The sequence below is a fragment of the Nocardiopsis sp. NPDC055551 genome (assembly GCF_053619415.1).
On record NZ_JBSHJJ010000013.1, the window covers coordinates 144,928 to 156,897 of the forward strand.

The 11,970-nt window shown below is 68.6% G+C and carries 10 protein-coding genes and 1 pseudogene; 9 read left to right on the plus strand and 2 right to left on the minus strand.

Annotated elements, in window-relative coordinates; translation table 11 throughout:
* Nucleotides 1–411 precede the first annotated feature (411 nt).
* On the plus strand, nucleotides 412–1,614 hold the full coding sequence (locus ACWGSK_RS22635; protein ID WP_452456662.1) for a lactonase family protein: 1,203 nt from the start codon (nucleotides 412–414) through the stop codon (nucleotides 1,612–1,614).
* Between the two features lie 120 nt (nucleotides 1,615–1,734).
* On the opposite strand, the gene ACWGSK_RS22640 is transcribed toward ACWGSK_RS22635, so the two are convergent.
* Nucleotides 1,735–2,715, minus strand: a complete 981-nt coding sequence (locus ACWGSK_RS22640) for a hypothetical protein (protein WP_452456663.1) — start codon at nucleotides 2,713–2,715, stop codon at nucleotides 1,735–1,737.
* 138 nt (nucleotides 2,716–2,853) lie between these two features.
* Between ACWGSK_RS22640 and ACWGSK_RS22645 the strand changes: the two are divergent.
* The 6 genes and pseudogenes from ACWGSK_RS22645 to ACWGSK_RS22670 all read left to right on the plus strand — a co-directional run.
* A pseudogene (locus tag ACWGSK_RS22645) lies at nucleotides 2,854–2,970 on the plus strand (lactonase family protein); the annotation flags it as partial.
* A gap of 214 nt (nucleotides 2,971–3,184) precedes the next feature.
* Nucleotides 3,185–4,423 (plus strand): DUF2786 domain-containing protein, encoded by a 1,239-nt coding sequence (locus ACWGSK_RS22650; protein ID WP_452456664.1) that lies wholly within the window; start codon nucleotides 3,185–3,187, stop codon nucleotides 4,421–4,423.
* A 375-nt stretch (nucleotides 4,424–4,798) separates the two neighbouring features.
* Nucleotides 4,799–5,911, plus strand: a complete 1,113-nt coding sequence (locus ACWGSK_RS22655; RefSeq protein WP_452456665.1) for an NAD(P)-dependent alcohol dehydrogenase — start codon at nucleotides 4,799–4,801, stop codon at nucleotides 5,909–5,911.
* A gap of 267 nt (nucleotides 5,912–6,178) precedes the next feature.
* Nucleotides 6,179–7,570 (plus strand): glucose-6-phosphate dehydrogenase, encoded by a 1,392-nt coding sequence (locus ACWGSK_RS22660; protein WP_452456666.1) that lies wholly within the window; start codon nucleotides 6,179–6,181, stop codon nucleotides 7,568–7,570.
* Nucleotides 7,567–8,976, plus strand: a complete 1,410-nt coding sequence (locus tag ACWGSK_RS22665) for a sugar porter family MFS transporter (protein ID WP_358504297.1) — start codon at nucleotides 7,567–7,569, stop codon at nucleotides 8,974–8,976. Before ACWGSK_RS22660 ends, ACWGSK_RS22665 begins: the two co-directional genes overlap by 4 nt.
* A gap of 103 nt (nucleotides 8,977–9,079) precedes the next feature.
* Nucleotides 9,080–9,511, plus strand: coding sequence for a cupin domain-containing protein (locus ACWGSK_RS22670; protein ID WP_067597214.1), 432 nt, complete (start codon nucleotides 9,080–9,082; stop codon nucleotides 9,509–9,511).
* A 121-nt stretch (nucleotides 9,512–9,632) separates the two neighbouring features.
* Here ACWGSK_RS22670 and ACWGSK_RS22675 read toward each other — a convergent pair whose 3' ends face one another.
* Complete coding sequence (locus ACWGSK_RS22675) at nucleotides 9,633–10,316, minus strand: GntR family transcriptional regulator (protein ID WP_452456667.1); 684 nt, start codon at nucleotides 10,314–10,316, stop codon at nucleotides 9,633–9,635.
* Between the two features lie 92 nt (nucleotides 10,317–10,408).
* Here ACWGSK_RS22675 and ACWGSK_RS22680 point away from each other — a divergent pair, with 92 nt between their 5' ends.
* Both ACWGSK_RS22680 and ACWGSK_RS22685 read left to right on the plus strand, forming a co-directional pair.
* Nucleotides 10,409–11,167, plus strand: a complete 759-nt coding sequence (locus tag ACWGSK_RS22680; RefSeq protein ID WP_358504294.1) for an HpcH/HpaI aldolase family protein — start codon at nucleotides 10,409–10,411, stop codon at nucleotides 11,165–11,167.
* Nucleotides 11,167–11,967, plus strand: a complete 801-nt coding sequence (locus tag ACWGSK_RS22685; RefSeq protein ID WP_358504291.1) for a carbon-nitrogen hydrolase family protein — start codon at nucleotides 11,167–11,169, stop codon at nucleotides 11,965–11,967. Before ACWGSK_RS22680 ends, ACWGSK_RS22685 begins: the two co-directional genes overlap by 1 nt.
* Nucleotides 11,968–11,970 lie beyond the last annotated feature (3 nt).

Sequence of the window (11,970 nt, forward strand, 5' to 3'; positions counted from 1 at the left end):
CGAGGATGATCGAGTCTCTGCCCTGGACCTTCGTGTGCTTTTCACGACCAAGGTCCCTAAGTGCCCTGGTCTTCTGCTTTCTCGCGGAATCCGAGAGACTGAATCCGCCGAAACCGCAGAGGACATGGGTTATCGAGGGTGGTTCCGTCCTCCCCGGATCGGTCTTTCGAGGAGGAACTGTAACAGATGCGCTACACAGGGCAGAGGCCTCTTTTTTGTGAACAGTGAATACTTTCGGGACTCAGGTGCGCGCGACCTGGACGCCTCGCGCGAGGTCCGGACCCCGGGACGTTCACACGGGGGTCGGTGCGCCGCTCGGTTCGGCCTTTTCCGACCGTGCCCAGGGGCGATACCATGCCGCCGGTGGTATGGACCACATCCCTGCCCCAAGCGACGGAAACGAGGCACCCTGTGGACACACCACGACGGCTCCTGCTCGTGGGGACCTACACCCCCGACTCCGAACCGCCGGGGGAGGGACAGGGCGTGCACCGGGTCTGGTTCGACCCCCGGACCGGTGAGATGACCGACGGCGGGATCGCCGTCGACACCACCGGTCCCTCCTTCCTCGCCTACCGGCCCGAACCGCCCACGGTGTACGCGGTCAACGAGCGCGCCGAAGGCACCCTGACCGCCTTCCGGCCGCACGGTGACGCCTCCCTCACCGAGATCGGCTCCGTGCCCACCGGGGGTGGCTCCCCCTGCCACGTGCGCTACCTCGGCCCGCACCAGGTCGCCGTCACCAACTACGCCAACGGTGTGGTCACCCTCGTCGCCACCGCGGACGACGGCACACCCACCGGCGACACCCTCGAATTCACCCACCAGGGCACCGGCCCCGTCACCGAACGCCAGGAAGGGCCGCACGCGCACAGCAGCGCCGTGGCCCTGGACTCCTTCGAACCCGGCAACCGCTACCTGCTCGCCGCCGACCTGGGCACGGACGAACTGCGCGTCTACCACTACAGCCCGGTCCCCGAACAGCTCACCGAGGAGGCCCCCGAGCCTCGCGAGAACGCCTTCCCCGGCGTGCCCCTGCCACCCGGCACCGGACCCCGCCACATGGTGGTCAACGGCGACCACGTGTACGTCGCCGGTGAGCTCGACTCCCGCGTGCACGTCGTCCGCTGGGACGGGGTGTCCGGCAGCGGCGAACACCTGGGCTCGGTCACCGCCACCGCCCACGAGGCGGCCGGGAAGAACTTCCCCGCCGAGATCGCCCTGCACCGGCTCAAGGTCGAGGGTCGTGAGATCGCCGAGGGGGACGCGTTGCCCCCGACCAGCACCTACGAGGGGCGCGTGTACGTTTCCAACCGGGGCGCCGACGCCATCTCCACGTTCGCGGTCCGGGACGGAGGTGCCCGCCTGGAGCACCTCGCGGACACCCTCGTGGGGGCCTGGCCCCGCCACTTCACCGTGGTCAGAGGCCATCGCGACGAGCCCGACCACCTGGTCGCCGCCGCCCAGAACGGCGATGAGCTGATGTCGTTGCTCATCGATCCCGACACCGGCGTTCCCCAGGACACCGGTCACCGCCTGGCCGTCCCGGCCCCCGTCTGCGTCCTGCCCATCCCCCTCAAGCGCATCCGCCGCGCCGAGTCCGGCCAGGCCTGAGAACACGGCCCCGCGCCCCCATGACCCTCGCCGGGCACCGTGTCACTCGGTGGCCGGGGTCCGCTCCGTGGACCAGGGCATGGGGGCGCCGTGTCGCGCCGCCTTGAGCAGCGCGACCGCTCACACCTCGTTGACGGCTCTGCCTCGGTAACCGATGGGGCCCTCGCCGACCCGCTGGTAATAGCCGAGGAAGCCTGTCCGATCCTCCTCGAAGGCGACCGAACCGGAGTTCTCCCGCTGGTCGCGCCAGGTGATCCGCTCCACCGGGGCGTCACCATCCTCGACCATCAGCCGCAGCTCCCCCGAGGTGTGCCAACGCTCGCCCCAGTGCTCTTCGGTGCGGAAGCGGTGCACGGTGGCCTCCTCCGTCCCCTCCGGGTAGGCCAGGCGCTGTTCCAGGTCACCCCGGTACTCGCTCAGCAGGCCATCGGCCGAGCGGTGGTAGCCGTGGAAGTCACCCAGTGCCGACTGGAAGCTGATCGCCGCCTCGGCTCCGTCGGCGTCGCGCCAGGAGAGCTGAGCGATCGGTGCCTTCTCACCCCGGTCGACGTACACCAGCAGCCGCTCGGCGGTTTCCCACTGTTGCTGTGGCCCCTGCGTGGAATGGACCCGCTTGCGGGTGGTGTAGCGAAGCACCGAACGCCGGTCGGCGGCGGCGAGCATCGCACGAACCGAGCGGTCGCGTTCGTCGATGGAGTCGACGCTGATGCGATACAGCCACAGCATCGTTCGGGCGTCCGTGCCGCTGCGCACCGTCACCACGTTGGGGCCGTCCGTTCGCAGCCACCCGCCGGGAACCGCGAAGTCGAGGTCCTGGGGCAGGTCGCCGCCGCCGGGGATGGTCAGGCGCGAGGCCACCGGTTCGCCGTTGACCAGCACGGTCAGCGGGGCATGCCCCGGGGAGCCCCCGTTCTTGGAGACGAGCGCGGTCACCCGCAGGACGCCTTCCACGATCACTTTGTCCAGGTAGAAGGTGAGATCGACGGAGCCTCCCGAATCCAGCTCTATCCTGCTTCCGCCGAACCGGGCGTTCTCGCGGTCCACGTGCGCGTTGGCCACCCGAGCGGGACTGGCGGTGAGATCGGCGTAGGTCGGTTCCATGGGGACTCCTGGAGGAGGCCGCGGATCTTCCCGGGAAGGGGGATGGGAGGGGATGGGGACGGGAAGCCCAACGGTGATGGTCGGAGGGTCACGCGGAGCGTAGCGGAGGAGTGCGACAGACCCGCCTTGCCCGGACCCTTTGAAGGGAACGACGGGAGCGCCCACCTGGACCACCTCGCGGGCGCCCCCGTGGGCGCCCGGCCCCGCCACTTCACCGTGGTACGCGGCCATCGCGACGAACCCGACCACCTGATCGAGGGATCGTTCGCGCGTTGTCCACAACCGTCAACGGCGAAGACGTCGATGTGGGACGCTCGTAACGAACATCCCAGACCATGGTGAGGACCACGTGGGAAAGTCCAATCGCGAACGCCGTCGGGCGAAGCAGAAGAAGTCGCGGGAGCGGCAACGCCGTCGCAGTGGCCCCACCCAGAGCCAAGCGCCTTTCGAAGGGTCGATCTTCGACACGATGACCGATCAGGAGATCATCACGGCCCTGATCGACTCGGGGGCGTCCTCCTGCGACTGTGGTCGGTGCCCCGGCCGGCCTCGCGAGGAGGTCGCCGCGATACTCGCGGAGGAGGGCGGCGAGTGGCACCGGATCGTGGACAGGGCCCTGTTCGGCGTACTCGTCGACGCGGTCGCCCAGGTGTGGCCCCGAGGGTGGCAGCCCGCCGAACTCGTCCGGATCGTGCGTCGGGAGAACTCACGTCAGGCCGCCGACCTGGTCACGGACGTGGTCATGGCCGAGAACCGTCACCACGCCGCTGCCCGGGTGGCGCCCGAGTGGGCCGACCAGGTGCGCGGGCTGGGCGAGCCGTGGTGGGGGACCGACATCGACCACACGGCCCGGTTCATCGAACGGCACGGGGTCACCCGTCTGGGCCACGTCACGACGGCCCTGGAACTCATCGAGTTCTTGGACCACCTCCCGCAGATCCAGGTCCTCACGCCCCCGCCGGGAACGGCCAGAGCCACCTCCCGCCGGCTCCGGGACCAGGTGGACCCGAGCAAGCTCGCCCGGATCCGTGCGCTGTTGGCCAAGGCGGAGGCCACCGAGTTCCCGGAGGAGGCCGAGGCGCTCTCCGAACGGGCCCAACGGTTGATGGCCAGGCACAGCATCGACCACGCCGCCCTGATGGCGGAATCGGGCCGCGTATCGGAGGTCGGTGCGCGGCGCATGCCCCTGGACGCCCCCTACGAGGACCTCAAGGTGGTGCTGTTGGAGGTCGTGGCGCAGGCCAACCACTGTCGGTCGGTCTGGCACAAGAACATGGGCATGTGCACGGTGATGGGTTTCCCCGACCAGATCGACATGGTGGAGTTGCTGTTCACCTCCCTTTTGGTCCAGGCCACCACCGCGATGCGGCGGGCCGGTTCCACCCGTGACGCCCGTGGCCGTTCCACGACGCGGTCCTTCCGCAGTTCCTTCCTGAGCTCCTTCGCCCAGCGGATCGGGGAACGCCTGGCCGAGTCGGCGGACGGGGAGGAGAGCGCGGCCCTGGACGAGTACGCTCGCGCGGGCACCGACCTGCTGCCCGTGTTGGCGTCGCGTGAGCGGCAGGTACGCGAGGCGCTGGCGGAGTCCTTCCCCGAACTGGAGATGGCCAGGGTCTCCCGGACGACCAACCCGAGCGGGTGGCGGGCGGGTCGGGCCGCAGCGGACGCGGCGAGCCTGGGCATGGGGGAGCGGATCACCACGGGGTGAACCTGGGACACCTCACGTCTTCTCTGTCCGTCTGGACAACCCTTCTGAATGCTCTGCGCGAGGCCCCCGCCACTCTGTGGCCACCCGTGGTCGCTCCCTCGAAGGTCCGTGCCCGTGCCTTCCCACCGACCGGTCCCCACCACCGCACACCCTTTCGCGGTTACTGCCGGTGTCGGCTCGGAGTTCGCCCGAGGGAACGCATGAACGACTCGGTGGACCAACCGATTCCCTCTTCCGGGCGAGAACGATCAGGTGGATGACCACGTCGGACGACATCGGATCACTCGGCGCGTCCTGCGGCCACCGCGTTCCCCCTGACGGAGAATGTGCCCGATCTCCCCTTCTCGGGGGACGGACGCAAGAGAGGACTCGGTCATGTCCGAAGCCAGGGCCGCGGTGGTCCATCCCGGTAGTGGCACCTTCACCTGGGAGGACGTCCGCCTGGAGGAACCCCGTAGCGACGAGGTCCTGGTCCGCGTGGTGGGTGTCGGGATCTGCCACACCGACCTGGCCACCCGCGACGAGCACCTGCACACCCCCCTGCCCGCCGTGCTCGGCCACGAGGGTTCCGGCGTGGTGGAGGCGGTGGGCGAGGGCGTCACCCACGTCTCGGCCGGCGACAAGGTCCTGCTCTCCTTCAGCTCCTGCGGGAAGTGCCGATCCTGCCGGCACGGACACCCCGCCTACTGCGTCGACTTCCTCTCCCTCAACTTCGACGGCAGGCGCCCCGACGGCACCACCCCGATCGGTTCCACCACGGGTGAGGCGATCGGTGGCCGTTTCTTCGGACAGTCCTCCTTCGCCACGTACTGCGTGGCCCACGCGCGCAGCGTCGTCCCGGTGGAGGCTGCCGACGAGGACGAACTCGCGATGTTGGCGCCGGTGGGTTGCGGGATCCAGACCGGTGTGGGGGCCGTGCTCCACGAACTCGACCCGAGCAGCGGGGACATGGTCGCGATCTTCGGAGCCGGAGCGGTGGGCCTGTCCGCGGTCATGGGGGCCGCGCTCACCCCGGCCGCGAAGATCATCGCCATCGACATCGTGCCCTCCCGTCTGGAACTGGCCCGTGAACTGGGCGCCACCCACACCATCAACGGCAAGGAGGAGGACACCGTCGCGCGCGTCGCCGAGATCACCGGCGGCCGGGGGCTCACCCACGCCCTGGAGAGCAGTGGGGTGCCCGCCCTGCTGCGCCAGGCGGTCGACTCCCTGGCGGTGGGCGACGGTATGGCGGCCGTGGTCGGCGCGCCTCCCGTGGGCACCGACGGCACCTTCGACGTCAACTTCCTGCTCAACGGGCGCACCATTCGTGGTGTGACCGAGGGAGACAGCGACGTCTTCGACTTCATCCCGGAACTGGTCGGGCTGTACCGGTCCGGACGGTTGCCCTTCGACAAGATGGTCCGCCTCTACGAGCCGGACCGGATCAACGAGGCCGCCACCGACGCCGCCGAGGGCCGCGTCCTGAAGCCGGTCCTGCGCCTGTGACGCCGACGCCCGTGTGAGCACACGGCGCGGAGCCGGCGGTTCGGCGCACAGGCGCACACCGGAGGGCGCGCTCGACGAGGTCGCGCGTCCCCCGGTCGCCAAGGTCACGGCGTACACCTTCGGCGGTCCGCCTGGATCGCCTATTCATCACTATCTCGCGCGAACACCTCGACCTCGGTGCCGGACCGGAGACGGGCACGCCGTTGGCCCGCTCACCGGGCGTCCGGGGCCGGCCGGTCCGGGGTTCGCCGGGTGAACGGGAGACCCATGCAAGACTCGGTGGAAGAATCGGTCCAGACCCTGATCATCCTGGGTGCGCAAGGCGACCTGACCCAACGTCTGCTCCTGCCCGGGTTGGGCACCCTGGTCGCCGCCGACGCACTGGGCGACCTCCTCCTCATCGGTAGCGGCCAAGGTGAGGGCACCGACGGGCAGTGGCAGGAGACGGTGGCCCGCGCGTTCGCGGACGGGGGTGTGAGCGGGCCCGACGTCGACACCGTCGTACGCAACACGCGCTACGTCCAGGCCGACGCCACCGACGAATCCGACCTGCGTCGACTCCTCGCCCGAGCCCGAGGCCGCGTCACCCTCTACTTCGCGTTGCCGCCCGCGGTCGTGGTCGGGAGCTGCCGGATCCTGGAACGCATCGGCGTCCCCGAGGACACGCGCCTGGTCCTGGAGAAACCCTTCGGTACCGACATGGCCGACGCCATCGCGCTCAACGAGCTGCTCCACGCCCTGGTACCGGAGGAACAGGTCCACCGGGTCGACCACTTCCTCGGTATGACGACGGTGCTCAACATCCTCGGCATCCGGTTCGCCAACCGGGTGATCGAACCACTGCTCTCCTCCGAGCACGTGGAGTCCGTCGACATCCTCTTCGAGGAGTCCCTGGGACTGGAGGGTCGGGCCGGATTCTACGACGTCACCGGAGCCCTGCGCGACATGGTCCAAAGCCACCTGCTCCAGGTCCTGGCGATGGTGGCCATGGAACCACCCAGCACCCTGGACGCGCGCGACGAACGTGACGCCAAGGCCCGGATCCTGCGGGCCACTCGCGTGTGGCGGGACGATCCGGAACGGTTCAGCCACCGGGCCCGCTACACCGCCGGCACCGTCGAGGGCCGTTCGATGCCCGCCTACGTGGACGAGGACGGTATCGACCCCGAACGCGGCACCGAGACCCTGTGCGAGGTCGTGTTCGCCGTCCACACCTGGCGATGGCACGGTGTGCCGTTCCGGATCCGCACCGGAAAGGCGATCGGTTCGCCCCGCCAGGAGATCGTCTTCCGCTTCAAGGCCCCACAACACGTCCCCACCGGCCTCGTCGGCGACCTCGTCGAGAACCGGTTGCGTATCGGTCTGGGCTCTCGCCACATCGGGATGGACCTCAACGTGAACGGCCCGGGAGACCCCTACGACGTCTCACCGGTCACGTTGGCCACCGATTACGACCCCGGTGAACTGCTCGAATACGGCGAGGTGCTCCGAGGAGTGCTCTCCGACGAGATGCCCCTGTCGGTGCGCGGTGACATGTCGGTGGAGTCGTGGCGCATCGTCGAGCCGGTGCTGCGGGCGTGGAACGCCGGCCGGGTCCCCCTCCACCACTACCGGGCCGGAAGTACCGGCGCGGAGATCATGGAGAACCGGGAGCCATGAGCAGCCAACCGTTGAACACCCGTCCCAGGCAGCAGAGCCATTTCGTCGAGCTCACGCCCAAGGGACTCAGGACCGTCCGTAGATGGGCGATCGGGATCACCCTCGGTAGCTTCCTGTTCGGCTTCGACACCGGCATCATCTCCGGCGCGCTGCTGTTCATCCAGGAGGACTTCGAGCTCACGTCCTTCCAACAGAGCTCGGCCGTGAGCATTCTGTTGCTCGGTGCCGTCATCGGCGCGCTCGGCTGCGGGCGTATCGCCGACCGCTACGGGCGCCGTCCTGTCATGGGCGCCATCGGCGTCGTCTTCTTCGTCGGGATCATGGCCGCGGCCCTGGCCCCCGGATACTGGACGCTGGTGGCCGGCCGGTTCGTCATGGGCCTGGCCGTGGGCGGGGTGTCGGCCACGGTGCCGACCTATCTCGGCGAGATGGCGCCGGCGCAGATCCGAGGGCGCATCCTCGGCCTGAACCAGCTGTTCATCTCCGTGGGCCTGCTCGTCTCCTACCTGGTGAACTGGGCCCTGGCCGACGCCGGAATGTGGCGCCTGATGTTCGGGGTCGGTGCCATCCCCGCCGCGCTCCTGTTCATCGCGGCCGTGTGGTTGCCCGAATCGCCCACGTGGCTGATCCGCAACGGCAGGACACAGCGGGCGCGGGAGGTCGTGGACAGCGTCGCCGAACCGGGTGGGTCGGACAAGGTGGTCGCCCGGGTCACCGAGGAACATCGCGAAGAGGAGGAGAGGGCCCGTAGGGGGTCGTCGAGTCTGTTCAAGGGCACGGCCCTGGCGGCGCTCCTGGTCGCCGTGGCCCTGGCCGCGCTCCAGCAGTTCGTGGGGATCAACACGATCCTCTACTACGCGCCGACGATCATGGGTCAGGCCGGGCTGTCGGCGTCGAACGCGATCTACTACTCGGTCTTCATCGGTGTGGTCAACGTCGTCATCACGCTGGTCGCGCTCAGCCTCGTGGACCGGATCGGCCGTCGCCCGCTGCTGCTCATCTCCCTGACCGGTATGTTCGTCTCCATCGGCCTGCTGGGACTGGCATTCAGCGTGGGCATGGCCCCGCTCTTCATGCTCGTGTTCATGATGGCCTACATCCTGTCGTTCGGTGTCGGCATGGGCCCGATCTTCTGGATCCTGCTCGGGGAGCTCTTCCCGACCGACCACCAGGCGACCGGGTCCAGCGTGGGCGCGACGGTGAACTGGCTGGCCAACTTCCTGGTGAGCCTGCTGTTCCTGCCGGTCATCGAACTCATCGGGCAGGGCCCCACGTTCTGGATCTTCGCGGCCATCTGTCTGGTGGGGTTGGTCTTCGTGGCCAGGTTCGTCCCCGAGACCCGGAATCGGGACACCGAAACGGTGAGCGCGGACCTGCGGAGGCGGTGGGGATTCTCGGACGGGTGAACCCGGTGGACCCCGGCCGTGCCTTCTTGGGTGCTTCACACGCTGGTGCCTAGGGTGAGGCAGGTCGGGAACTGTTCCACGCGTGACCCCAGGAGGTACGGCCGTGAGCGATGACTACACCACCGGGAAGGACCGGGGCGGGAGACCGTTCGTCGTCGACATCGAGGAGGCGAGCGTCGAGAACAGCCACTATCGACGCACGCTGTGGACCGGCGAGCACCTACAGCTCACCGTGATGAGCATCGCCGTGGGCGACGACGTCGGCTTGGAGGTCCATCCGGACAACGATCAGTTCCTCCGGGTGGAGCAGGGGAGTGGACGCACCGAGATGGGGCCGGCCGAGGACGATCTGAACTTCGTCCGGGAGGTCGAGGACGACGACGTCATCATGGTCCCGGCGGGGACCTGGCACAACGTCGTCAACACCGGTGACCGGCCGTTGAAGCTCTATGCGCTCTACGGTCCGCCGGACCACGAGCCCGGCACCGTGCATCCGGCGCACAAGGACGCGGAGAAGGACCCCAACGAGGACTGATCGGGGCATGCCGGGGGTCGACCGGGTCGCCGAGCGCCGGGCCGCTCGCCCATGGGGGGTGGGGGACCCGGCGTTCCAGGGTTCGGGCGAACCATGCCGATCGAGCGTCGATCGAGCCGGGTCACTCCGAGAAGGCTCGGACGAGTTCGGGCACCTCCTGGAGGTGCACGTTGAGGATCCTCGTGCTTAGGGCGGCATCGTGTGCGTTGAGCGCGGCCTCCAGTTCACGGTGTTCGCGCTCGATGATGGGGAAGCGTTCGGGGCCCTGCGTGATGGTGCGTACCGCCAGACGCACCTGTCGTGGTCGTAGGGAGTCGTACATCTGGGCCAGGACCGCGTTGCCCTGATGTTGAACGATGCAGGAGTGGAATCGCTGGTCGAGTTGGGCGAACTCGTTCCAGTCCTGGTTCCGGCCGGCGGTCTCCAGCGCTTCGATGAGCTCCGGGGTTTCGGGGGGAGCGCCCAGACGGCGATCGCAGATCTTGCCGATGGCGTTGGCCTCGATGACGAAACGGGCCTGATAGATCTGGCGCATCTCCGTGGCGGTGACGACCCGGACCTGCGCGCCACGTCGAGGCACGAGGTCGACGAAGCGCTCGGCCTGGAGACGGTGGAGCGCTTCACGCACCGGTGTTCGGGAGGTGCCGACCTCCCTGGCCAGGACCGCCTCGTCAAGGAATTCGCCCTCGGCGAACGTGCCGGCCAGGATGGCGGCCCCGATCATCTCGTATGCGCGCTCCCGTGCGGACTGTCGAGGTTTGCTACCCCCGGTTGCGATGCTGTTTTGATGTGACACAGAGCCCACCCTACCTTTACACAGCCTGGATGCTCCGTGTATACAAGGTGTCCACACCAGATATTTAGCGGTGTGCGTCACATCCTTTGAAGGGAAGCACCTTGAGCGCGCAAATGGACAAGCGGCATGCGGTCTGGCTCTCCGAGCCCTCCGCGGCGGCGGTGGAGATGGCGAACCTCGCCGGATACGGCACGGTCGTACTCGACATCGAGCACGGGACGTTCGACCTGGCGGCCCTGGACTGGATCATGCCGCTCATCCGTTCCAAGGGCATGGACGTCATCGCGAAGGTGTTGGGACCGGAGCGGGGCCCGATCCAGCAGGCCCTGGACCTGGGAGCCAACATCGTGGCCATCCCGCACGTGGAGTCGGCCGCCCACGCCAAGGAGGTCTGCGGATTCGCGAAGTTCCCCCCGCTGGGCGACCGGTCCTTCGCGGGCGGCCGGACCTCCGACTTCCGGGGCTTCACCGACGAGTGGGTCACCCGGCAGGACACCGGGACACGCTGCTACCCCATGATCGAGGACGCCTCCGCGCTGGAGGAGATCGATGAGATCCTCGCCCTGCCCATGGTCGACGGCATCTTCATCGGTCCCTCGGACCTGTCGCTGCGTCGTGACCGTGGCGCCTACACCGCCGGCGAGGAGGACCTGGCGGACCTGCGCCACCTGGCCCGCGCGGCCCAGGCCGCCGGCAAGCCGTGGGTCCTGCCCGCCTGGAGCGACGCGGAAAAACGTCTCGCGGTCGAGGAGAATGCCGAGACCATCGTGACCACCATGCAGTACGGAGCGCTGCTGTCCGGGTTCACCGGAGCGCTCGACACCCTGCGAAACATCGAGAACGAGCTGAGGAGCCGTTGATGTCCCTGAACGTTGCAGTCGTGCAGTTCGCGCCCGCCGAGGACAAGGCCGAGAACCTGGCCGAGATCGAGCGGATGCTGCGTGAGGCCGCCACCGGTGGCGTGCGCCTGGCCGTGCTGCCGGAGTACGCGGTGTTCACCGCCCCCGCGATGGACGATCGGTTCGTCGACAGCGCCGAGCCGCTCGACGGTCCGGCGGTCTCGCGCCTGCGCGCCCTCAGCGCCGAACTCGACCTCTCCATCATCGCCGGCGTGAACGAGACGGCCACCGGTGGCCGTATCCACAACACCCTCGTCGGTATCCAGGACGGCGAGGTCAAGACGGTCTACCGCAAGGTCCACCTCTACGACGCGTTCGGCTACAAGGAGTCCGACCGTGTCCTGGCCGCCGACCCGCAGGAGCCGCAGATCCTGGAGGTCGACGGTTTCAAGGTGGGCATGCAGACCTGCTACGACCTGCGCTTCCCGGAGGTCTCGCGGATCCTCGTGGACGCCGGCGCGGACATCATCGCCCTGCCCGCCGAATGGGTTCCCGGTCCTTTGAAGGAGTACCACTGGAACACCCTGGTGCGGGCCCGGGCGATCGAGAACACCGTCTACGTTCTCGCCGCCGACCAGAGCGCCCCGACCGGCGCCGGCAACAGCGCCGTCGTGGACCCGATGGGGATCGCCATCGCCACCGTCGGTGAGGCCCCGGGCATCGGCAAGGCCGTCGTCGAACGTGACCGGCTCGACCACGTCCGCAAGGTCAACCCCGCCCTGACCCTTCGTCGCTACGGCGTGGCCCCAACAGGAGCGTGAGAC